At 64.8% G+C, this 21,737-nt stretch carries 18 protein-coding genes and 1 other RNA gene; 7 read left to right on the top strand and 12 right to left on the bottom strand.

Annotated elements, in window-relative coordinates; all coding sequences use genetic code 11:
- Positions 1 to 47 precede the first annotated feature (47 nt).
- Complete coding sequence (gene miaA / locus P9A16_RS05155; protein WP_051758653.1) at positions 48 to 977, bottom strand: tRNA (adenosine(37)-N6)-dimethylallyltransferase MiaA; 930 nt, start codon at positions 975 to 977, stop codon at positions 48 to 50.
- Between miaA and serB the strand changes: the two genes are divergently transcribed.
- Positions 976 to 1,866, top strand: coding sequence for a phosphoserine phosphatase SerB (gene serB, locus P9A16_RS05150; protein ID WP_024270542.1), 891 nt, complete (start codon positions 976 to 978; stop codon positions 1,864 to 1,866). The two genes, miaA and serB, sit on opposite strands and share 2 nt — an antisense overlap.
- Positions 1,866 to 2,420: a GNAT family N-acetyltransferase gene (locus tag P9A16_RS05145; protein WP_023514438.1), complete on the top strand. Its 555-nt coding sequence runs from the start codon at positions 1,866 to 1,868 to the stop codon at positions 2,418 to 2,420. Before serB ends, P9A16_RS05145 begins: the two co-directional genes overlap by 1 nt.
- A gap of 91 nt (positions 2,421 to 2,511) precedes the next feature.
- On the opposite strand, the gene P9A16_RS05140 is transcribed toward P9A16_RS05145, so the two are convergent.
- The 7 genes from P9A16_RS05140 to P9A16_RS05110 form a co-directional block, all read right to left on the bottom strand.
- Positions 2,512 to 4,044 (bottom strand): DegQ family serine endoprotease, encoded by a 1,533-nt coding sequence (locus P9A16_RS05140; protein ID WP_439603950.1) that lies wholly within the window; start codon positions 4,042 to 4,044, stop codon positions 2,512 to 2,514.
- A 117-nt stretch (positions 4,045 to 4,161) separates the two neighbouring features.
- Positions 4,162 to 4,350: a DUF2065 domain-containing protein gene (locus P9A16_RS05135; RefSeq protein WP_023514440.1), complete on the bottom strand. Its 189-nt coding sequence runs from the start codon at positions 4,348 to 4,350 to the stop codon at positions 4,162 to 4,164.
- A 7-nt stretch (positions 4,351 to 4,357) separates the two neighbouring features.
- Positions 4,358 to 5,284 carry a protease modulator HflC gene (gene hflC / locus P9A16_RS05130; protein ID WP_024270541.1) on the bottom strand — a complete coding sequence of 309 codons (927 nt, stop codon included), beginning with the start codon at positions 5,282 to 5,284 and terminating at the stop codon, positions 4,358 to 4,360.
- Positions 5,284 to 6,411: an FtsH protease activity modulator HflK gene (gene hflK, locus P9A16_RS05125; protein WP_023516053.1), complete on the bottom strand. Its 1,128-nt coding sequence runs from the start codon at positions 6,409 to 6,411 to the stop codon at positions 5,284 to 5,286. The genes hflC and hflK overlap by 1 nt, the downstream gene beginning before the upstream one ends.
- Before the next feature lie 154 nt (positions 6,412 to 6,565).
- Entirely contained in the window at positions 6,566 to 7,087 is a 522-nt protein-coding gene (locus P9A16_RS05120; protein ID WP_023516052.1) for a dihydrofolate reductase, read from the bottom strand.
- A 15-nt stretch (positions 7,088 to 7,102) separates the two neighbouring features.
- A complete protein-coding gene (locus tag P9A16_RS05115) occupies positions 7,103 to 7,897 on the bottom strand; it encodes a thymidylate synthase (RefSeq protein WP_023516051.1) in 795 nt (264 codons plus the stop codon).
- Positions 7,898 to 7,984: 87 nt separating this feature from the next.
- Complete coding sequence (locus P9A16_RS05110) at positions 7,985 to 8,296, bottom strand: DUF2853 family protein (protein WP_023516050.1); 312 nt, start codon at positions 8,294 to 8,296, stop codon at positions 7,985 to 7,987.
- Positions 8,297 to 8,534: 238 nt separating this feature from the next.
- On the opposite strand from P9A16_RS05110, the gene P9A16_RS05105 reads away from it, so the two are divergent.
- The 5 genes from P9A16_RS05105 to P9A16_RS05085 all read left to right on the top strand — a co-directional run bounded on the left by P9A16_RS05105 (position 8,535) and on the right by P9A16_RS05085 (position 11,570).
- Positions 8,535 to 9,866, top strand: coding sequence for a putative bifunctional diguanylate cyclase/phosphodiesterase (locus P9A16_RS05105; protein WP_023516049.1), 1,332 nt, complete (start codon positions 8,535 to 8,537; stop codon positions 9,864 to 9,866).
- A 32-nt stretch (positions 9,867 to 9,898) separates the two neighbouring features.
- Positions 9,899 to 10,259, top strand: a transfer-messenger RNA (tmRNA) gene (ssrA, locus tag P9A16_RS05100).
- A gap of 209 nt (positions 10,260 to 10,468) precedes the next feature.
- Positions 10,469 to 10,990, top strand: coding sequence for an SspB family protein (locus tag P9A16_RS05095; RefSeq protein ID WP_024270540.1), 522 nt, complete (start codon positions 10,469 to 10,471; stop codon positions 10,988 to 10,990).
- Positions 10,991 to 10,999: 9 nt separating this feature from the next.
- Positions 11,000 to 11,209, top strand: a complete 210-nt coding sequence (locus P9A16_RS05090; protein ID WP_023514230.1) for a DUF4169 family protein — start codon at positions 11,000 to 11,002, stop codon at positions 11,207 to 11,209.
- Between the two features lie 136 nt (positions 11,210 to 11,345).
- Entirely contained in the window at positions 11,346 to 11,570 is a 225-nt protein-coding gene (locus P9A16_RS05085; RefSeq protein WP_023514229.1) for a ribbon-helix-helix domain-containing protein, read from the top strand.
- Between the two features lie 116 nt (positions 11,571 to 11,686).
- Here the strand turns inward: P9A16_RS05085 and P9A16_RS05080 are convergent, their stop codons facing one another.
- The 4 genes from P9A16_RS05080 to P9A16_RS05065 all read right to left on the bottom strand — a co-directional run bounded on the left by P9A16_RS05080 (position 11,687) and on the right by P9A16_RS05065 (position 21,551).
- Positions 11,687 to 15,484, bottom strand: a complete 3,798-nt coding sequence (locus P9A16_RS05080; protein WP_024270539.1) for an AsmA family protein — start codon at positions 15,482 to 15,484, stop codon at positions 11,687 to 11,689.
- 42 nt (positions 15,485 to 15,526) lie between these two features.
- The gene (locus P9A16_RS05075) at positions 15,527 to 16,948 is read right to left on the bottom strand and encodes an FAD-binding oxidoreductase (RefSeq protein WP_023514227.1); all 1,422 of its coding nucleotides are present in this window, start codon (positions 16,946 to 16,948) and stop codon (positions 15,527 to 15,529) included.
- Between the two features lie 251 nt (positions 16,949 to 17,199).
- The gene (locus tag P9A16_RS05070; protein WP_023514226.1) at positions 17,200 to 20,376 is read right to left on the bottom strand and encodes an efflux RND transporter permease subunit; all 3,177 of its coding nucleotides are present in this window, start codon (positions 20,374 to 20,376) and stop codon (positions 17,200 to 17,202) included.
- Positions 20,376 to 21,551 (bottom strand): efflux RND transporter periplasmic adaptor subunit, encoded by a 1,176-nt coding sequence (locus P9A16_RS05065; RefSeq protein WP_023514225.1) that lies wholly within the window; start codon positions 21,549 to 21,551, stop codon positions 20,376 to 20,378. Before P9A16_RS05065 ends, P9A16_RS05070 begins: the two co-directional genes overlap by 1 nt.
- Positions 21,552 to 21,737 lie beyond the last annotated feature (186 nt).

The following is a 21,737-nucleotide window of genomic DNA, read 5'->3' as shown; positions in this document are numbered from 1 at the left end:
AATGTCCTGCGCGTCAGGACATTGGGAGGGGCCGATCGCAAAAACCTCTAAAAAACCTCGCCGGGCGTGCCCGTAGGGGCCAGCGGATCGATGCGCTGCCAGCTCTCGTCGAGCTGGTTGCGGAACCAGGTCATCTGGCGCTTGGCATATTGCCGCGTCGCCGCCGCCCCGCGCTCGGCGACCTCAGCCGCGCTCATCTCGTCGGCCAGCATCGCCGCGATCTGCGGTACGCCGATCGCCTTCATGACAGGCATGGCGGGAGAAAGATCGAGCGCCAGCAGCGCCTGCACCTCCGCCACCGCGCCGGAGGCAAGCATCGCGGCGAAGCGCCGGTCGATACGGGCAGCGAGCACCGCACGGTCCGGCAGGACGACAATCTTCTGTGCCCTGTCCGCATCGATGACGGCCGGTCCCCTCGCTGCCTGGAAGGCCGAGATCGACTGCCCCGTCGCCTCCAGCACCTCCAGCGCCCGCACGATGCGCTGGCCGTCGGCCGGCTTCAGCCGCGCCGCCGTTTGCGGATCGCCAATCTCGAGCGCGTGGTGAAGGGCTTCGGCCCCCTCTTGCACAAGCCGGGCACGCAGGCGCGTGCGGACGGCCTCGGGGATCGCCGGCATGTCGGAGAGCCCGCCCGTCAGCGCGCGAAAATAAAGTCCCGTTCCGCCGACGAAGACCGGCAGCTTTTCCCGCTGCCGCAACTCCGTGACGACCGCCGTCGCCTCACGCAGCCAGTCGCCGGTCGAATAGGTCGCGCCGGCCGGCACATGGCCGTAGAGCCGGTGCTCGATGCCCCCCATATCGTCCGGCTGCGGTCGGGCGGTGAGGATATCGAGCGTGTCATAGACCTGCATGCTGTCGGCGTTTACCACCACGCCGCCGTGCTCGGCCGCCAGCCGCACGGCGAGCGCGGACTTGCCGCTGGCCGTCGGGCCCGTTATCAGGATCGCGTCCCGCTTTCGATCAAGGTTTCTCATCATGGCTTTCGTTGCCACGCTTGTCGCCAATCCGTCAAATCCTGTCCTGACGCCCGCCCTCGCCGAAAAGGCTGCCGATGCGGTCAAGGCGTCCGGCCTCTACTGGCTTGCCGACGGCATTGCCTGCGATATCGCGCTGCGCGACGGCAGCGATCTCGAGGCATCCGAGGCGGCCATCCGCGCTGTCATCGGCAGCGAACCGGTCGACCTTGCCATCCAGGAAGCGGAAACGCGGCGCAAGAAGCTGCTGATCGCCGACATGGATTCGACGATGATCGGCCAGGAATGCATCGACGAGCTCGCCGCCGAAGTCGGCCTCAAGGACAAGGTCGCGACCATCACAGCCCGCGCCATGAACGGCGAGATCGCCTTCGAACCTGCGCTTCGCGAGCGTGTCGCCCTGCTCAAGGGGCTGCCGGTCTCCGTTATCGACGAGGTCATCGAAAAGCGCATCACGCTGACGCCGGGCGGGCGCGAACTGATCGCGACCATGAAGGCGAAGGGCTATTACACGGCGCTCGTCTCCGGCGGCTTCACCGTCTTCACGAGCCGTATCGCCGCGACACTCGGCTTCGACGAGAACCGCGCCAACCTGCTCATCGACGCCGACGGCAAGCTGACCGGCGAAGTGGCCGAGCCGATCCTCGGCAAGCAGGCCAAGGTGGACGCCCTGATCGAGATTTCCGAACGGCTCGGCATTTCGCCTGACGACGCCATGGCCGTCGGCGACGGCGCCAATGATCTCGGCATGCTGCATCTGTCGGGCGCCGGGGTCGCACTGCACGCCAAGCCGGCCGTCGCCGCAGAGGCGAAGATCCGCATCGACCACGGCGACCTCACTGCGCTGCTCTACCTGCAGGGCTACCGCAAATCCGATTTCGTTGCCGGCTGATGCCTATCGCCACGACCAGCCGCCTCACGCTCCGGAACTGGGAGGAGAAGGACCGGGACCTCTTCCACGAGATCAATTCCGATCCCGTGGTGATGGAGTTCTTCCCGTTCCTGCGCACCCGCGCCCAGTCCGACGAACTCTTCGAGCGCCTCCGCGACACCATCGCCGAGACCGGCCTCGGCTTCTACGCGCTCGCCGAGCGGGAAAGCGACGCGGCGCTCGGCTTCTGCGGTCTCGCGCGCACGACGGAACGGCTTGAACCGCACCTGCCGGCCGGCACTGTGGAAATCGGCTGGCGGCTGGCCCGGCGTCACTGGGGCAAGGGCTACATCACCGAGGCCGCCGAACGGCTGCTCGCCTTCGGCTTCACAGAAAAGAACCTCGGCGAGATCGTCTCCTTCGCAGTCGCCGGAAACACGCGCTCGATCGCCGTCATGCAGCGCATCGGCATGCGCGCGGCTCCCGAGCGGAATTTCGACATGCCAGGCCTCGACGATACGCTGCGCCCGCACGTGCTCTACACGCTGGATCGTGCAACCTGGTACAATCGCTAGCCACGGCCATGAAAACGGCCGTTGAAGCAATGCTCCAACGGCCTGAATCCGTTTTTCGGCTTTCGCCTGCAAACCCTTGGCGGGACTCGCCTTAATCGATGCGCACGGTGATGTAACGCAGCGCTCCGGTGCGGTTGGCGATCATCATCAGCGCGTTGCGGCGGTCTTCGGACTTCAGCTTGGCGATTCGGGCCTTGACCTCTTCCGCCGTCGCTACCGCCTCCTGGCCGATCTCGACGATGACGTCGCCGGGCACGATGCCGCGTTCGGCGGCAGCCGAATCGGGCGCCACCTCGGTGATCACGACGCCCTTGACGCTTTCGACGATCTCGAAGGTCTTGCGCGCCTCCTCGCCGAGGTCGCTGATGCCCATGCCAAGCACCATGTCGGCCTTGCTGGGCTGGGCTTCGCCGGTCTCGGGCGTCGTGCCTTCCTCCGTCGTGCCCTCGTCCTGGGTCACCTCGTCACCCTCGGCCTGCTTCTCGCCGTCCTCGAGGCGGCCGAGCGTGACCTTGACGGTCATCTCCTTGCCGTCGCGCAGCAACACGACGTCGACCGCCTTGCCGACCGGGCTTTCGGCAACGACGCGCGGCAGGTCGCGCATCTCGTCGACATCCTTGCCGTCGAAGCGGGTGATGACATCGCCGGTCATGATCGAGCCGTTGTCGACCGGCCCGCCCTTGATGATGCCGGCAACGAGCGCGCCCTTGGCCTCGCTCATGCCGATGCTCTCGGCAATGTCGTCAGTGACCGGCTGGATGCGTACGCCGAGCCAGCCGCGCCGCGTCTCGCCGAAATCGCGCAGCTGCATGAAGATGTTCTGCGCAAGCTCCGTCGGCACGGAGAAGCCGATGCCGATCGACCCGCCGGAAGGCGAGATGATCGCCGTGTTGATGCCGATGACCTCGCCCTTCATGTTGAACAGCGGACCGCCGGAATTGCCGCGGTTGATGGCGGCGTCCGTCTGGATGAAATTATCGTAGGGGCCAGCATTGATGTTGCGCCCCCGCGCGGAAATAATGCCGACGGTCACCGAGCCGCCAAGGCCGAACGGGTTGCCGATCGCCATCACCCAGTCACCGATGCGCATGGTGCGGGAATCGCCGAACGGCACCGCCTTCAGCGGCGATTTCGGCTCGACCTTCAAGAGCGCCAGATCGGTCTTCGGGTCGGTGCCGACGAGTTTTGCCTTCAGCTTGGAACCGTTGGCGAAATTCACCTCGATGTCGTCGGCTCCCTCGATGACATGGTTGTTCGTGGCGATGAAGCCCGAAGGGTCGATGACGAAGCCGGAACCGAGCGAGTTGACGGTCTGGCCCTGGTTGGAGCCCTCGCCCCCCTCACCCTTGAAGAACTCGTCGAAGAAATCCTGGAAGGGCGAACCTTCCGGCACCTGCGGGATGGGCGCCTTGTCGTCGCTCTTGACGTTCTGCGAGGTGGAGATGTTCACCACGGCGTCGAGCAGGTTTTCGGCAAGATCGGCGACCGATTCCGGGCCGTTCGGCTTGACCTCCGCAGCTGCCGGCACGGCAAACGGTCCCCCCGCGACCAGCGAAAAACTCACCGCGAGTGCGAGTGCCGCATGGGCAACGCTGGACCTCATCTTCAAAGCCATGGTCGGCATCCTCTTTCGTCTGATTGTCGCGGCGAGTGTTTGCCCCGGATACGGCAAAAATCAGTCCGCCGCGCTGAATTCATGTGAAGTCTTGCCCGTCTTCGCAGGCAGCCGCAAGGGCCGCGTTCACGCGCCGCGGATGAACCACACCATGGCGACGCCGAGCGCCACGGCGACGAGCCCGGAGGCACGCAGCTGGCTTTCCGGAATCTGCGGCAGCATTTCCGCCATGCGCTTCAAAATCGAAGGGGCCAGTGCGTACACCAGCCCCTCGATGATCAGGAAGAACGCGATCCCCGTCAGGAAATCGGTCATGCCGTTCTCAGTTTGCGGTCGACGGCGTCGTCGCCGTGCCCGAGGTCACCGGCTTCGCACCGGCGGCATCCTCGAAGTAGCGGAAGAACTCCGACTGCGGCGACAGCACAAGCGTGGTGTCGGAAGTGCTCATCGCATCGCGATAGGCGATCATGGACCGGTAGAAGTCGTAGAAAGCCGCATCCTGGGAGAAGGCTTCGCCGTAGACACGGCTGCGTTCGCCGTCGCCCTCGCCTCGCAGGATTTCCGAATCGCGCTGCGCGGCGGCGACGAACTCGACGACCTGACGGTCGGCGATGGCGCGGCGGCGCTGGCCTTCTTCGTTACCACGGGCACGGATGAGTTCGGCTTCCGCCAGACGCTCGGCCTTCATACGGTCATAGGTCTGCTGCGAGACTTCCTGCGTCAGGTCCGTACGACGGATACGAACGTCGGAGATCGTGAGGCCGAGGCTCGAGGCATCGTTCGTCAGTTCGCCGCGCACTTCACGCATCATCGAGGCGCGCTCTTCGGAAAGAGCGGACTCGAAGCCGCGCAGACCGTAGACCCGGCGCAGGGCCGCGTCGAGACGGGTACGCAGGCGCGCTTCAGCCGATTCCCGATCGCCCGAAACCGTTTCGCGGAAGCGGCGGGCATCGGTGATCTTGTAGACCACGAAGGCATCGACCTCGTAGAACTTGCCGCCCGAGACCTGGACGCGGATGTTGTCGAGATCGAAGCGCAGCGCCTGATCCTGGATGTACTGCACGCTGTCGGCATCCATGAAGCCGAAGGGCAGCTTGAAGTAGAGGCCGGGTTCGGACTTGACGTCCTGGATCTGGCCGAAGCGGATGACGATCGCCTGCTGGCGCTCGTTGACGACGAACACCGAGGAATAGACGATGAAGAGGAGAACGCCGACGGCGATCAGGATTGCCGGTATACGGTTGCCCATTACTGCGTGCCTCCCGCCTGCTGGCCGGTGGTGCGGCCGAGTTCATTGAGGGGAAGGAAGGGAACCACACCCTGGCCGCCCTGCTTCTCGTCGATGATGACCTTCTTGGAGTTCTTCATCACGTCTTCCATGGTTTCAAGGAAAAGACGCTTGCGGGTGACATCGGGCGCTACCTTGTACTGTTCGTAGATGGAGAGGAAGCGCGCCGCCTCACCTTCCGCTTCCTTGACGACACGGTCCTTGTAGGCGGCCGCCTCTTCGCGGATCTGCGCCGACTGACCGCGGGCAAGACCCAGCTTCTGGTTGGCGTACTGGTTGGCTTCCTCGACGAAGCGGTCTTCGTCCTGCTCGGCGCGCTGCACTTCGTCGAAGGCGTCGGCGACCTCGCGCGGCGGGGCAGCGTCCTCGATGGCGACGGTGTTGATCGAGATGCCGGCGCCGTAAGCGTCCATGGTCGCCTGGATCGTCGTCTTCACGCCCTCCGCGATGGCCTGACGGTTGTCGCGGAAAATGTCCTGGGCGGGGCGGCGGCCGACGACTTCGCGCATGGCGCTTTCGGAAACCTGCTGCAGCGTCTCCGCCGGGTATTCGAGATTGAAGAGGTAGGACTGCGGATCCGTGACCGAATAGAGCACCGAGAACTGCACGTTGACGATGTTCTGATCACCCGTGAGCATCAGGCCGGAATTTTCGGCATTCGACGAGGCCGAGCGGCGGCCGATATTCTGTTGCTGCTCGGTGATCTTGACGAGTTCGACGGTTTCGAGCGGCCAGAGGTGGAAATGCAGGCCGGGCATGGCGACTTCCTGCTTCGGCTTGCCGAAGCGCAGCTCGACGCCGCGTTCGTCCGGCTGAACGGTGTAGATGGCGTTCATCAGCCAGAAGACGCCGACAAGAAGCAGCGCGATGACCACGACGCCGCCATTGATGCCACCAGGCATGACGTTCTTCAGCTGATCCTGGCCGCGCCGGATGATGTCCTCGAGGTCGGGCGGGCCGCCATTGCCGCTTCCGCCGCCGCCGCGGGGCCGGTTCGGACCCTGCCCCCATGGCCCCTGATTGTTTCCACCACCGCCGCTGCCACCGCCCCAAGGGCCGCCGCCGCCGTTCTGATTGCTCCAGGGCATCAATACCTCTTTCTTTATATCCCTACGTGCCGCGCTTCGCGGAATGTTTCACCGCGCTACGCGAGGTGAACCCGTTATAGGTATCACTCCGGCACCTTTCAACAAATCCGCGTGAGCTTGCCGGCTTGTGCGGCAAAATAGTTCGTGATCGAGGCTACAGGACCGCTTTTCGACGCCAGGTGACGAAGCGCATGGCGTGGCTGTCCTTCTCTCCCTGCGGAATCGGCTCGTCCACCACTTTTTCGAAGACTGCCGGATCGATATCGGGAAAGCGCGCATCGCCCTCCACATCCGCCTGGACATGGGTGACGTGCAGGATGTCCGCCCGGTCGAAGGCCTGCGCATAGATCTGCCCGCCGCCGATGACGCAGATCTCGTCCACGCCAAGTCCTTCCGCCTCACGGCGGGCAGCGGAAAGCCCTGCGTCGAGCGAGGAAACGACCGCAGCGCCGGGTGCGGAAAATGACACATCACGGGTGATGACGATGTTCGGTCTGCCCGGCAGCGGCTTGCCGATCGATTCCCAGGTCTTCCGCCCCATCACCACCGGCTTGCCGAGCGTCAACTGCTTGAAGCGCTTGAGATCCGACGGCAGGCGCCACGGCAGGTCGCCGTCGCGGCCGATGACGCCGTTCCTGGCGGCAGCCACGACGAGGACGATCTTGGCTTCAGTCATGCGAGTACCCGAAAATCAGACGGCGATGGGCGCCTTGATGGTTGAATCGGCTTCATAGCCAATCAGGGTGAAGTCCTCGAATTTGAAGGAGAAAAGGTCCTTCACATCGGGATTGAGCTTCATGAAGGGCAAGGGCTTCGGGCGGCGGGCCATCTGGGTGCGCACCTGCTCGAAATGGTTGGAGTAGATATGCGCGTCACCCAGCGTATGCACGAAATCACCCGGCTGCAGGCCGGTCGCCTGCGCCACCATCATGGTCAGCAGCGCATAGGAGGCGATGTTGAAGGGCACGCCGAGGAAGATGTCGGCGGAACGCTGGTAGAGCTGGCAGGAGAGCTTTCCATCCGCCACGTAGAACTGGAACAGGCAATGGCAGGGCGGCAGCGCCATCTCGTCGACCAGCGCCGGGTTCCAGGCCGAGACGATATGACGGCGGGAATTCGGATTGCGCCGGATACTGTCGACGACGGCGACGATCTGGTCGAGATGGCGGCCGTCATGGGTCGGCCAGGAGCGCCACTGGTAGCCGTAGACCGGGCCGAGTTCACCCTCGGCATCCGCCCATTCGTCCCAGATGGTGACACCGTTCTCATGGAGATAGCCGATGTTGGTGTCACCCTTCAGGAACCACAGGAGTTCATGGATGATCGAGCGCAGATGCAGCTTCTTGGTGGTCAGAACCGGAAAACCTTCCGAGAGATCGAAGCGCATCTGGTAGCCGAAGACGCCACGCGTGCCCGTGCCGGTCCGGTCGCCGCGGTCGGTACCGTTTTCCATTACATGGGCGAGAAGGTCGAGATATTGCTGCATGGTCGCCGCCGATTCGTTGTCCAGCGTGAGATACTAGAGCGGGAACGGCGGCGGCCAAAGCGTGAAATCGGGTTGTCCCGGATTTCCTCAGGCGAGCGCGCCGAGCGTGCCGAGTTCCTTTGCGGTGAGATAATAGAAGGTGACGCGCGATTTCGTGCGGTCGTCGGCCATCGCCTTGCAGACGGCCTCCACCGCCTTGTCGGCGGCCTCGCCCGTGATGCCGAACTTCTTGGCGCACCACTTTTCCTTGACGCGGTTCAGCTCTTCCGGGTCGGAGCAGGAGACAAGCGAGGAGTCCCGGTTGCGCAGCGCGATGCCGAGATGGCTCACGATCTTCTTTACGATGGCCTCGTCCGCACCACTGTCATACTTGCGGACGTCTGCGAGATAATCGGTCATGGCATCTCCTCTCCGATTGCGCGGCCGCCGCCGTCATGGCGCACCGGCCGACGGCCATGTTTTTCAAGCCGCTCCGGCAAGTCAAGCGCTAATAAAGCGCCAGCGAAAGCCTCCACATGGCGCAGGCCCCGCTCGCCTGGGTTTTACCGAGCGATATTTTTGCACTTTCTGAAGGAATTTCCGCTACAGCTATCTGCACAAGACCTGATGGACCACCCCACCGCGAGTACCCCCGCATGTGAGACAGACTGACGACTATTCCGATCGTTTCCGGCTCGTCTATGCCACGGCCTCCCTCGCCGCAGGCGTGTTGACGGCCGGCTGGGGCCTCGTCTTCGCGGCGATGCAGGAATGGTCGATGGTCGCCATGGACGTGGCGCTGGTCACCGTCGCGATCGCCAGCTTCGTGCTCGCCCGGCGCCGCCAGCTGACCGCTGCCATCTTCCTTTCCCAGGTCGCCTTCCTCGTCATCATCGCCGCCTTCTGCCTGCTGTTCGACGTGCCGAACGACATCGCCCCGCGGGTCTCGCATCTCTTCCTGCTCGTGCTGGCGATGATCGGCTATATCAACTACCAGCAACGCCCGTCGCGCCGGCAGCTCGCCATCGTCGCGCTCTCGCTTGCGACCTTTGTCGTCTTCGCCAGCACGCAGGTCGCCCTGCCCTTCGCCCGGCCGATTTCCAACGATTTCCGCTTCGTCGGATCGTGGGTCAACGTGACGATCGCCGTCACCATGCTGTGTGGCTGCCTCTACATGATGCGGCAGGAATTCGCCCGCAATCTCGGACGGGAGCGCGACATCACCGCCGCGCTGAAGAACCGGGAATTCGAGCTGTTCTACCAGCCGCAGGTGGACCAGACCGGCACGGTCACCGGCGCGGAGGCGCTGCTGCGCTGGCGGCGGCCGGACGGCAGCTTCGTGTCGCCTGCCGAATTCATCCCCATCGCCGAGCAGGCAGGCCTGATGCCCGCCATCGGCGACTGGGTGCTGAACGAGGCTCTCAAGACGCTCTCCTTCTGGCAACAGGACGAAGCAACTCGCCACCTGAGGCTCGCGGTCAATGTCAGCGCCGACCAGTTCATGAAGGTCGACTTCGCCGACACGGTGCTCGCCCGGATCCGCGCGCAGGACATCGACCCGGCACGCCTCAAGCTGGAACTGACCGAAAGCATGATGGCGAACGACGTCGATGCCATCGCGGAGAAGATGGGCGTGCTGCGAGCCGCCGGCCTCACCCTCTCGCTCGACGATTTCGGCACCGGCTATTCCTCGCTCAGCCATCTGCGCCGCCTGCCGATCCAGGAGATCAAGATCGACCGCTCCTTCGTCAAGGACGCCCCGGAGAGCAAACGCAACCGCCTGCTGCTCAAGAGCATCTTCGACATCGCCCGCACGCTGGACCTGTCCGTCGTCGCCGAAGGCATCGAGACGAAGGAACAGTTCCTGCTCCTGCAATCCTTCGGCGGCATGGCCTTCCAGGGCTTCTATTTCGGCCGCCCGGTCCCGCTTGCCGACTTCCAGAGGCAATGGACGGCGGAAACTCCGCCCTCGCTCGCCGAAACCGCCTGAACCGAAAAACTTTGCCAAATCCCTGTCACAAAGCCCTTTTCTTGAAGGCCGAGAGCGCCTATATGAAGGGTGCTGCCTCGGCAGCTATGGCAATAAACGGGCGGTGTAATAAACCCATTGGACCCGGGGGCGGTACCCGGCGCCTCCACCAAAAACCGGTCTTTCCAAGCAGACCGGCTTTTGATGGGGGCGAAATAGGATCGACAAGGGCGTAAAGATCGACTTTTTGCTCGGCATTGTACCACCGTTATCGGGCTAAACTTGTAGTTGCAAACGACAACTATGCGGAAGCTCGTCTCGCTGCCTAATGGCGGTGTGACACTTCACTCAAAGTCCTGACGGGTCGCACCGGCAGGCGGGGTCCGAAGGCACCTGGCAACAGAAGCCTTCACCTTCTCCAATCCCTTGAAATGGTCTATAGCTGTGCCAGATGACTCGTGCCCTAGGGTATGAGGCCAAGGCAATTCCAGCAAAAGCGTGAAGCGGTTTTGCGGTCGGAATTGCGTTGAAACAAGAGACGGAGCCTTTCTGCATTTCAACGAAAAGCGGAAGTGCTCTCATGCAATGCCTGAACACAAAGGCTGGAAGAAAGACAGGAACGGATGGCGCAAGACCACATTCGCTATGACATTCTCGCCCAGGACGCGCTGCGCAGCGTCATCCGCAAGGTTTTGTCCGAAATTGCGGTCACCGGCCATCTGCCGGGCGAGCACCACTTCTTCATCACGTTCCTGACCAACGCCCCCGGCGTGCGCATCTCGCAGCACCTGAAGGCAAAATATGCCGAGCAGATGACCATCGTCATCCAGCATCAGTTCTGGGACCTCAAAGTCACGGAAAGCCTGTTCGAGATCGGCCTCTCCTTCTCCGACACGCCGGAAAAGCTCGTCATCCCGTTCAACGCCATCCGCGGCTTCTATGACCCGTCGGTAAGCTTCGAACTGGAATTCGACGTACCGGCCGTCGAGGAAGAGGAAGAACACTCCGCCGAGATCACCGCCTACCCCGTCGCTGCGGAAAAAACCGAAGAAACCACCGAGGACCCGACGCCGCCGACCGGTGGCGACGACAACAACAAGGGTGGTTCCGTCGTTTCGCTCGATTCCTTCCGCAAGAAGAACTGAGGCCGCGCGATGAGCGGCGACGTCGTCAATCTCCGCCAGGTTCGCAAGCAGAAGGCCCGCTCCGAAAAAGAGAAGCAGGCCGAGCAGAACCGCATCAGCTTTGGCCGCACCAAGGCGGAGAAGACACTGACGCGCACGCTGAACGACAAGGCGCAGAAGGCGTTCGAACAGGGCCAGCTGGAACGGCCGGAAGACGATCCCAAGAACGGCAAAGGCTGATCTTTCAAGCCCTTGCCGAAAGAAGCGGAATCGATCCGTCAGAAGGCTGCGGCATTTGTCGAAGCAGCAGGGCGCGCCCGTTGGCTCTCGCACATGGAGCGGCTCCAGACGGACGGCACCTTTGTGGGGGACGGGCATGATCCGCAAATACTCGACCACCCTGCACGGCCACCGTACGAGCTTCTCGCTCGAGCCCGCCTTTCACGACGAGCTGAAGGCCATCGCCGTCGAGCGCGATCTACCGCTCGCCGCCCTCATCCGCGACATCGACGACGAAAGGGGCATCGAGGGCAACCTGTCCTCGGCCCTGCGCCTTCATGTGCTGGGCTGGCTGAAACGCAAGGCGAACGGCACGGCGTAAAGCAAGCCCCCCGCAAAACGCTGCGGCGCTCCTGATGCGCGCCTTCCGCGGCCGCAAATCCCGTTTCCGGGTCGCGCGGTGCGCCGCCATCCGGTCCTTGCCCTTCCCGGAACGGCTCAGTTCACACCGGGCAGCCCATCGAAATTGAGGTTCTGTCCACTGTCGAGCGGCGGCAGTTCACCGCCACGCTCCACGCCTTCGCCCGGCAGGACGGGCAGGCGGCGGCGCTCCGCCTCGTCCTCGGCCCGGCTGGCCTCCGCCGCCGCGCGCTGTTCGGCAAGACGACGGGCCTGCTCCTCGGCCTCCCGCAGGCGGCGTTCGTCGTCCGCAGCCTTGCGGCGGGCACGCTCGGCGGCTTCGGCGGCCTCCCGCGCGCTCCGTTCCCGCTCGACGCGCTCGCGTGCCTCGGTGCGGCGGCGCTGCTCCTCCTCCATCTGCAGGCGCATCGCTTCGGCAAGTGCGGCGCGCGCTTCCGCACGCGAGCGATAGAGCGCGGCCTCACGCCGAAGGCGCTGCTTTTCCAACACGTTTGCCTGCAAGGTTTCCACCCGGCGCCGCTCCGTCTCGAAGCGCCGCAGCGAGAGGTAGTTGGCAAGCGGCTGCACGTCGAGCGCCACGCCTGGCGCCTCCACGAGGCCGCGATAGTCGAGTGCCACCTCGGGTTCCGCCCCCGCCAGCGCGTCCTCGCCAGCCGCATAGGTGACGGACAGCCGACCCGCCATCATATCGCCGGCAAGATCGATATCCGCATCGCCGGAGAAGGCCGCCTTGCCGTCACCTGCGGCCACGCTCTGGACGCGCAGTTTGCCACCGGCAAGCGCAAAGGGCAGGCGCACGGTGCCCAGCACTGCTTCGCCCGCGAGAATCGCATCCGCCGCAAACCCGGCGACGCGCTCGGGCGTGATATCGCCCTCGATGCCATCGGCCGCCTTCAGCAGCGCCGGCAACGCGCCGGTATAGATCCCACGCAGGGTGAGGTCGGAGATTTGCGCCTCGCCCGAACCGCTGGCGCCCTCGACCATGGCACGCACGCTTTTGCCCGAGGCATCGACAGCCAGCGTCACATCCGCCTTGCCCGTCGCGACGGCCCCCAGCGGGCCCGCCCAGACGATCTTCGCCAGATCCACACCCGACAGGTCCACCCGCGCCTCGAACAGGCCATTCTCGTCCGCATTGGCGACCTTGAGGCGCCCGGCCAGCCGGCCGCCCAGCCAGTCGCCCGCCATATCGGTCAGCGTCAACTCGCCACCCTTCCAGACGAGATTGCCCGAAAAGCCCTCCACGGCCCCATAGAGGCCCGGCCAGAAGGCCCCCACCTCCAGCGCGACGGAGAGATCGGCGGCATCCTGAAGCGGCTGCACGAGCGGCGCCGCGTTCAGCCCGCCGTCGAGCACATCCGTCACCGGCCCGGCGACGGCTTCGGCGAGGAAGGCGAAATCCACCGTATCAAAGCGCAGCGCGCCCGTGCCCTTGAGCACCGGCGCCGTGCGATCGAGCGTGAGGCGGCCGGAAAAGGCGTTGCGGTCGGCCTCCCCGGCGACATCGGTGATCGTGATCGCCGCAGCGCTCGTCGCCACCGATGCCTGCAACGCGAGCGGAAGGCCTGCGCCGGCCTGCGGCACGGCGATACCGTTCATCATCAGATAAGGCTCGATGTCATCGCTCTTCGCCGAAAGGGCGAGCATACCGGCCGGGAAATCGGCCGCGGAGAGCGCAGCCGTGCCCTTGGCCGAGATCGTCGTACTGCCGGCGCTGAAGACGAGGGAGACATCGGCCGGTCCCTCTTCCCGCTGCTTGACACGGAAGGTGACGCTGCCATCCGGATCCGCATCGAAGGGCAAGGGGTCGAGCCCGATCTGCCCGGCCAGCACCACCGACTGCGGATTGAAGATGCTGCCCTCAAGCTCGAAATTGCGCCCCGCCAGAAGGTCCGCGGGCGTCGCGGCGGAAAGCTTCATTTCGACCCGTCCGTCATTGACGGGGCCGCTGATCGTCACGGTCGCCGGATCGCCCGCCTCGCCGGAAACGGCCAGCCGAACGGCAAGGTCCGCATTGTCGTAATAGCCGGCATTGGCGAGGAAACGGGCAAGCACCGGATGCTGGGGCAGATGCCGCGCCAGAAGCTCGGCCACCGGACGCATCGCAGCCGCCTTCACCGTCATGTCGAGCCCGGCGCTCGGCGCAAGGAGCGAACCGCCGAGCGTGCCGCTGGCCGAAAGGGTCGCACCATCCAGCGCGGCGATGTTCAGGCGGCTCAAGGTCAGAAGGCCGTCCTTAATGGACAGCGCCGCGCTGACGCCGGAGGCGCTTTCACCGAAGGCGAGGAAACGGTCAGCCTTGATATCGAGCGCGATCGAATGGTCCAGCACGGCGGAAAGCGAGGTATCTCCCGCCACCAGGCCGACAAGCGCCTGCAGCGATTCCAGCGCAACCTCGTTGCCGCGCAACTGCAGCGACAGCGTGGGAACATCCGCACGTGACTCGCGCTCCATGCGGCCGAGCAGCGAGGCGCCGCCGATGGCGATCTCGAGATTTTCGAAGCGCTGCAACTCGTCGGTCAGATTGACCTCGGCGGAAAAACCGGCGGTCTTGAGCTTGCGGATTTCCGGATCCACGGATCCGGCAAGCCAGGTCGCCAGCCCTGAGGGCTGGTTCGAGGCGACCAGCAGATCGCCGACAAAGCCGCGGTTGGCCTTGAGCGTCAGCCGGCCCCTGGCCTCGAGCGTCGTGCGGCCGGGCAGGAGCGCATCCGCCCGGTCGATCTGCCAGCCTTCCCCATCGGGCTTCACATCGAGACGCACCTCGCGCACGGTCGTGTCACCGACCACCACGGCGGGGAGGAACAGGCTGGCGCGGCCGGGCACCTGCGGGATCGGGATATCGGCAGCGATGGCGAGCAGCGCCTGTAGCCGCTGGCGAGCGGAGACCTGCGGGTTGCGGCCCGTCTTGCCGCCCTCCCCGCTGTTGCCGATGCGTGAGACGTCGATCTGCTGGCCATCGGCGATCAAGAGGAATTCCGGCGCGCGACCGGTATCGAGCGTCGCCTCGCCGGTCACCACATAGGGATCCTCGCGCGGGCCGGCTTCAAGGCGGTATTCCGGCACGCGGATGCGCTCGTTGGAAAGTTCGAATTTTCCCGCGACACGGATCGGGTCGGCCGGCCCCTCACCCTTCGGTCGCGGCTTTTCCGAGATGGTGAAGTCGCCGCCATATTGCGGACGGAAATCGACGACCTTCAGCGCACCGTCCAGATCGGCAGTGAAGGCAAGCCGGTCGGGCACGATGCGGGCGCGCAGGGAGAGCGCACCATTCTCCACCTGTCCGCTCGAAAGCTGGAACGCCCCGCTCTCGCCATCAAGCGCCGCGCGCCCGTCGATGCGCCAGGGGCCGCCGAGCGATTTCGCCGAAACCTGTGCATCGAGGCCGGTGACACGGCGGGTGCGGCCAGTCTGGGCATCGACGAATTCGATCTCGCCGCCGGATATCGCGACGCTTTCCAGGATGACGGTGCGGGCGGGAATATCGGACTTGCGGCCGCGCGCCCAATCCAGCGTGCCGTCCTCGAAAAGCTTGATGCGCGCCTTCGGCTCCTCGATGCGCATATCGAAGATCAGCGCCTCGCCGGAGAGGAACGGGGCCAGTTCCGCATCCATGGAGAAACGCGCAATCTCGACCAGCGGCTGGCCATCCTCCGGCGCGCCGACGCGCACGTCGTTGAGCGTCACGGAGGGGAACGGGATCAGGCGTGCGTCGACGCTGCCATGCACCACGACGGTGCGGCCCATGATGCGGCTCGCCTCGCGTTCAAAATCCTGGCGGAAGCTGGTCCAGTCGACGAAAAGCGGAGCAAGCAGCGCCGCAAAGAGCGCCACGACCACCAAGCCGCCAACGAAGAGCATGATTCTGGAAAGCACGCCGCCTGCCTTGAATTTCGTTTCACCGCCTCAGGATAACGACTAATTGCCTGAGAGGGTCGAAAAAATCTTGCCGGGATTCAGAATGTTGTCCGGGTCGAGCGCCTGCTTGATCTGCCGCATCAGCTGGACCGTGCCACCGAGCTCACCCGGCAGAAAGGCCTGTTTGCCCTGGCCTATACCGTGTTCGCCGGTGCAGGTGCCGTCCATGGCAAGCGCCCGGGCGTTGAGCCGGCCGACGAAAGCCTCGACCTTGGCAACATGCGCCGGATCCTTGTCGTCGAAGACGAGGCTGACATGGAAATTGCCGTCGCCCGCATGGCCGACGATCGGCGCAAGAAGCCCGTGTTCCTCGATGTCGCGCTCGGTTTCCGCCACGCAGTCGGCAAGGCGCGAGATCGGTACGCAGACATCGGTGGCGATCGCCTCCCAACCGGGCCGCAGCGCCTTGGCCGACCAGTAGACATTGTGCCGCGCCTTCCAGAGTTTCGCGCGCTCCTCCGCATCCGCACTCCACTGGAAGGTCCCACCGCCGCATTCGGCGGCGATCGCGCCGAACTCCTCCGATTGCAGGCGAACGCTGTCCTCATTGCCGTGAAACTCGACGAAGAGCGTCGGCTGCTCGGGCAGCGTCAGGCCCGAATAGGCGTTGCAGGCCTTGATCTGCAGCGTGTTGACAAGCTCGATGCGGGCGACGGGAATGCCGAGCTGGATGGTCATGATGACGGCATCACAGGCATCCTTCAGCGTCGGGAAGCCGCAGATGCCGCCGGCGATGACCGACGGGATGCCCTGCAGGCGCAGCGTCACCGAGGTCAGCACGCCGAGTGTGCCCTCCGCCCCGACGAAGAGCCGCGTCAGGTCGTATCCGGCGGAGGATTTTCGCGCCCGGCGGGCGGTGCGGATTTCCTCGCCGGTGGCTGTCACGGCGGTGACGGCGAGCACATTGTCCTTCATCGTGCCGTAGCGCACGGCATTGGTGCCCGAGGCGCGTGTCGAGGTCATGCCGCCGATCGACGCATTCGCGCCGGGGTCGATCGGGAAGAACAGGCCGGTATCGCGCAGATAGACGTTCAGCTCCTCGCGCGTGATGCCGGGCTCGACCGTGCAGTCGAGGTCCTCGGCATTGACTTCCAGGACTCGCTTCATGTTGCTGAAATCGATGGAAATGCCACCATTCGGCGCATTCACCTGCCCCTCCAGCGAAGAGCCCGTGCCGAAGGGGATGACGGGAACCGTCAGTTCCGCGCAAAGCGAGACCACAGCCTTCACTTCTTCGGCACTCTCGACGAAGACGACACCGTCAGGCAGCTGGGCGGGAATATAGGTCGTCGTGTGTGCATGCTGGGCGCGGATCGCCTCACCCGTCTGGAATCGCGTGCCGAAACGCTCCGCCAGGCGCGGCAGTGCCGCTGCGATGCCCTCGTGGTTGCGTGCGCCGCCCCTGATATCCGCCAAAGCCATCGTAAAATCCTCAACTCCGTGGGGATTTACTCAGCAAATTGAGGAGCGGCTGTCCAGCCGCAATTGCGCAAAGGATAAAAGTCGTGGCCGCCCTCTTCCCGGCCTGTCGGCCACCGTCTCCCCGCAAGCGGGGCGAAGGGGTATACAGTTCTGATTTCCACACCCCATGCCCGTTTGCAGGGCAAGTCCCCTCTCCCTGCTTGTGGGGAGAGGGTGAGGGCAGATCACGGCGAGGGACAGCACCCCGGCCTTCACTCCGCCGCCTGTGGCAGGACAGCCGCCGGCTGCGGCAGCGCCGTGTCGTCGCGCCGCCCCAGCGTCTCGGCATGGGCAAGCTCGGCGGCAAGACGCTTTTCTTCGTCGGCATGCGGGCTGGTGAAGCGGGCGATGACAAGATAGGCGACGGGCGTCAGGTAGAGCGTGACCACGGTCGCAAGGCCGAGGCCGCCGACGAGCACCCAGCCGAGCGAGATGCGCGCCTCTGCGCCCGCGCCGCTGGCAAGGATCAGCGGCACCGCACCGACGACCGTGGCGATCATTGTCATCATGACGGGCCGCAGGCGGATATTCGAGGCGTTCTCTATGGCGCTGCGGATATCTTGCCCGCGGTCACGCAGCTGGTTGGCGAATTCGACGATCAGGATGCCGTTCTTCGCCATGATGCCGACAAGCAGCACCAGCCCGATCTGGCTGTAGATGTTGAGCGTCGTGCCCGTCACGATCATCGCGAAGACCGCGCAGGCGAGCCCCAGCGGCACCGTCACCATGATAATGATCGCGCTGACGAAGCTTTCGAACTGCGCGGCAAGCACGAGGAAGATGATGGCGAGCGCAAAGCCGAAGGTGATGAAGAGCCCGTTCGAGTTCTCCTGCAGCGTCGCCGCTTCCGCCATGGGCAACACGCGGGAGCCCTCCGGCAGAAGCGGCTCGGCCATTTCCTGAACGAGGGAAAGCGCCTCGCCGAGCGCCAGGCCGTCCTTCAGGCCGGCCGAAAGCGAGACGGCGCGCAGCTGCTGCTCGCGCGAAAGCTGCGGCGCGACGGCCTTTTCCTCCAGCGTGGCGATGGACGACATGGGCACGATCTTGCCGTCACCGGTCTTCAGGAAGATGTTTTCGAGATCCATCGGGTCGTTGATCGGCTGTGTCGTCGAAGAGAGCTTGACCGGATAGGCCTGCCCCTCGACATAGATATCGACGACGCTCGTGCCTTCGAGCATGGCCTGCAACGCGGCCGAAAGGCCGGTGATGTCAATGCCGAGATCGGCGGCGCGCTCGCGGTCGACGGTCACGGAAAGCTGCGCCTGGTTGGCCTCGTAGTTCAGCCGCACGTTCTGGAAGCGGCCGCTGTCCTCGATCTTTCGCACGAGTTCCGCCGCGGCATTGCCGAGCTTGGTATAGTCGTTGCCGACCAGCGCGACCTGCAGGCCGTTGCCGGCGCCGCGGATGCCGAGGCTGTTCGGTTGCATGGCGAAGGCGCGCACCGAGGGCACGGAACCGACCGCCGCGTTGATGTCCTGCACGATCGCCTGCTGCGTGCGCTCGCGCTCGCCCCAGGGCGCCAGCGTCAGCACCATGAAACCGCTGTTCGTCGAGCCGCCCTGGCCGGAGATCGAGAAGATGTTGATGATCTCGCCATCCTCGTAGAGCGGGCGCAGCTTGTTCTCGATCAGCTTCATCTGGTCCTGCGCATATTCCAGCGACACACCCTGCGGCGCGTTCACGCGCAGCATGACCATGGACCGGTCCTCGCTCGGCGTCAGCTCGGACTTGATGGTGAAGAAGGAGGTGGCGCCCGCCGCGGTGAAGAGCAGCGCGACGACGAAGACGATGAAGGGCGCGCCGAGGCAAGCGCTCAGCGTCGAGCGGTAGAAGCGCGACGCCGCTCCGCCGATGCGGGCGAGAAGGCCGCTATGCCCGTGCGTCACGTCCTTGGTCAGCATGCGCGAGGCGAGCATCGGGCAGAGCGTCAGCGCGACGAAGGACGATAGGAGGATGGCGAAGGCGAGCACGAAGCCGAACTCGCGGAAAAGCCGCCCGGCCTGACCGGGCAGGAAGGAGAGCGGTACGAAGACGGCGGCGAGCGTCGCGGTGGTCGCGATGACCGCGAAGAACACTTCCAGCGTGCCGAGGATGGCGGCGGCGCGCGGCTTCAAGCCCTCGGCACGGCGGCGCACGATATTTTCGAGGACGACGATCGCATCGTCCACCACGAGGCCCGTCGCCAGCACGATGGCAAGCAATGTCAGGATGTTGACGGAGAAGCCGGCCATGTAGATGGCCGCAATCGTGCCGATGAGCGCGATCGGCATGCTGATCGTCGGGATCAGCGTCGCGCGCCAGTCGAGCAGAAAGAGATAGATGACGAGCGTGACGATGACGACGGCGACGACGAGTGCGATCTCCACCTCATGGATCGCACCCTCGATGAAGACAGCGTCATCGCTGGTGATCTTGATCTCGGTGCCTTCGGGCAGGATGTTGTCGAACTGCGCCACCATCTGCTTCACACCGTTGGAGATGTCGAGCGTGTTGGATTGCGCCTGGCGGATGATGCCGAGACCGATACCCTGGCGACCGTTGGAGCGCAGCGCGGTCGAGCCTTCGTCCGGCCCCATCGTCACCATGGAGACGTCGCCGAGGCGAACGCGGTTCTTCAGGATGAGGTTTTCGAAGTCGGCGGGCGTCGTCAGGTCCGCGGTTGCACGCACCGTGATGTCCTGGCTCTGGCTCTTCAGCGAGCCGGCAGGCACGTCGAAGGCGGCGGTGGCAAGCGCATTGCGCAGGTCCGCGACCGTCAGCCCGCGCGCAGCGAGCTTGGACTGGTCGACATCGACGCGAAAGATCTTCTCCTGGTCGCCATAGACGGCGACATCGGCAACACCCTCGACGGACGCGAGCCGGTCGGTGATCTCGTTTTCGGCGAGAAGCGTCAGGTCTTCGAGCGACAGCCTGTCCGAGGTCAGCGCCAGGCGCATGATCGGCTGGCTGTCCGCATCCGCCTTAACGACGCGCGGCTCGTCGGCGCCGTCGGGAAGCTGGTTCGCCACCCGGCCGAGCGCATCGCGCACGTCGTTGGCGGCCTGGTTGACGTCGGTCGTATCGGAGAATTGCAAGGTGACGCGGCTGCGTTCGAAGGAGGAGGACGAGGAGATGTCCTTGATGCCCTGGACCCGCGAGACCGCGCCTTCGATCACGTCCGTCAGCTCGCGGTCGACGGTTTCCGGTGAGGCGCCGTCGAACTCCGTCGAGACGCTGATGACCGGCTGGTCGACGGAGGGAAGCTCGCGAATCTCCACACCGTTGAAGGCGGCAAGGCCGGCGACGACGATCAGCGTGTTGAGCACGAGGGCGAAGATCGGCCGGCGGATGAAGAGCGCGGTGAAACCCGCCTTGCCGGACGTGTCGAGCGCGTTCCCCTCCCCCGACATCACGACCCCTCCGCCACGGAGGAGGTCGTCTGCTGGTCACGCTCCCGCGCCGCCGTGCGCACCGCGCCGCCCGGCCGCAGCGTCTGCACGCCCTCGGTGACGATCTGGTCGCCCTCGGCGATCTCGGCCTTCACCAGAACCTTGTCCGGATTGCGCTGCACGATGTGAACCGGCACGCGCTCGACCTTTTCATCCTTGACGCGCCAGACATAGGAGCCATCGGCGCTCCACTGCACGGAAAGCGGATCGACGCTCGGATAAAGGTCGCCGGCAAAGCGCATGGTCACCTGGAAGGACATGCCCGCGCGCAGGAGATCCTCGGGATTGTCGATCTGGGCGCGCACGCGCAGTGTTCGGCTTTCCTGGTCGATGCGGTTGTCGATCGCCTGCACCTCGCCCGTAAAGGTCTCGCCCGGCCGCGCGACCGCCGTCGCCGTCACAGCGCCACCGACGCGCATGCTTGTCGCAAACCGCTCCGGAACCCAGAAATCGACGAGGATTTCCGAGCGGTCGTCGATGCGGGCAATCGCCGAGGCTGTGGTGACATAGTCGCCGGGGTTGACGGAGATGATGCCGACGACGCCGCCATAGGGCGCGGTGATGTCGCGGCGGCGCAGCGTCAGCTCAGCATTCTGCAGCGCCAGTTCCGCAGCCTGCACCGCCGTCTGGGCGTCCTGCAATTCGGCAATGCTCATGGTGGATTTCAGGTTCTCGATCCGCGTCAGCTTCTGCCGGGCGCTGTCGCGCGCCACACGCGCCTGATCGGCTGCGATGCGTTGCTCGTCGCTGTCGAGGCGGGCGATCACCTGGCCCTGCTCCACCCGTTCGCCGGACTTCACCAGCACTTCCGTGAGGTTGCCGGTGGCATAGGGCGTGACGGTCACGGTGCGGATCGCCTCGCCGTCGCCGATGGCGTTCAGCCGGTCGTTGACGACCGACATGGCGGCAGGCTTGGTGGCGACAAGCGCCGGTCCGCCACCGAAACCGCCGCGGCGGCCACCTTCGCGGCCGCCCTGCGCCTCACCGTCGCCGGCCGGCGCGATGACCGCCACGAGCGACCCCGGCAGACCCGTGGCCTGCAGCGTGGCGTTTGCCCCGGGCACGAAGCGACCCCAGAGCAAGACCCCGGCCGAAAGGACGCCAAGGCTTATGAGGAGCTGTTTCCAAACCCGCATGCAATCTGTCTCCGAAGGAAGCGAACCGTCGCCTGTTGCGGCGCGACATAGGCCAAGTATCCCGCTTTGAAAATGAACGAGCAATGAAAGAATGCGTTCATTACCGAAATGTAAGATTGGCGGCCCGCTCTGTTACCGAAATGTAAGAAAAGGTGGAGAAATCTTCCTTCGCCGCGCTTTTTGCGA

It is taken from the genome of Shinella sp. 838 (assembly GCF_029623935.1).
In the GTDB taxonomy this organism is placed as follows: Bacteria; Pseudomonadota; Alphaproteobacteria; order Rhizobiales; family Rhizobiaceae; genus Shinella.
Note: the sequence above shows the minus strand (reverse complement) of the source record. Positions and strands in the feature narration are given on the sequence as shown.

Bases quoted from the DNA above. Each gene is read 5' to 3' on its own strand.
- serB (WP_024270542.1), top strand. From the start codon at position 976: ATGGCTTTCGTTGCCACGCTTGTCGCCAATCCGTCAAATCCTGTCCTG.
- miaA (WP_051758653.1), bottom strand. From the start codon at position 977: ATGATGAGAAACCTTGATCGAAAGCGGGACGCGATCCTGATAACGGGC.
- P9A16_RS05145 (WP_023514438.1), top strand. From the start codon at position 1,866: ATGCCTATCGCCACGACCAGCCGCCTCACGCTCCGGAACTGGGAGGAG.
- P9A16_RS05140 (WP_439603950.1), bottom strand. From the start codon at position 4,044: ATGCCGACCATGGCTTTGAAGATGAGGTCCAGCGTTGCCCATGCGGCA.
- P9A16_RS05135 (WP_023514440.1), bottom strand. From the start codon at position 4,350: ATGACCGATTTCCTGACGGGGATCGCGTTCTTCCTGATCATCGAGGGG.
- hflC (WP_024270541.1), bottom strand. From the start codon at position 5,284: ATGGGCAACCGTATACCGGCAATCCTGATCGCCGTCGGCGTTCTCCTC.
- hflK (WP_023516053.1), bottom strand. From the start codon at position 6,411: ATGCCCTGGAGCAATCAGAACGGCGGCGGCGGCCCTTGGGGCGGTGGC.
- P9A16_RS05120 (WP_023516052.1), bottom strand. From the start codon at position 7,087: ATGACTGAAGCCAAGATCGTCCTCGTCGTGGCTGCCGCCAGGAACGGC.
- P9A16_RS05115 (WP_023516051.1), bottom strand. From the start codon at position 7,897: ATGCAGCAATATCTCGACCTTCTCGCCCATGTAATGGAAAACGGTACC.
- P9A16_RS05110 (WP_023516050.1), bottom strand. From the start codon at position 8,296: ATGACCGATTATCTCGCAGACGTCCGCAAGTATGACAGTGGTGCGGAC.
- P9A16_RS05095 (WP_024270540.1), top strand. From the start codon at position 10,469: ATGGCGCAAGACCACATTCGCTATGACATTCTCGCCCAGGACGCGCTG.
- P9A16_RS05090 (WP_023514230.1), top strand. From the start codon at position 11,000: ATGAGCGGCGACGTCGTCAATCTCCGCCAGGTTCGCAAGCAGAAGGCC.
- P9A16_RS05085 (WP_023514229.1), top strand. From the start codon at position 11,346: ATGATCCGCAAATACTCGACCACCCTGCACGGCCACCGTACGAGCTTC.
- P9A16_RS05075 (WP_023514227.1), bottom strand. From the start codon at position 16,948: ATGGCTTTGGCGGATATCAGGGGCGGCGCACGCAACCACGAGGGCATC.
- P9A16_RS05070 (WP_023514226.1), bottom strand. From the start codon at position 20,376: ATGTCGGGGGAGGGGAACGCGCTCGACACGTCCGGCAAGGCGGGTTTC.
- P9A16_RS05065 (WP_023514225.1), bottom strand. From the start codon at position 21,551: ATGCGGGTTTGGAAACAGCTCCTCATAAGCCTTGGCGTCCTTTCGGCC.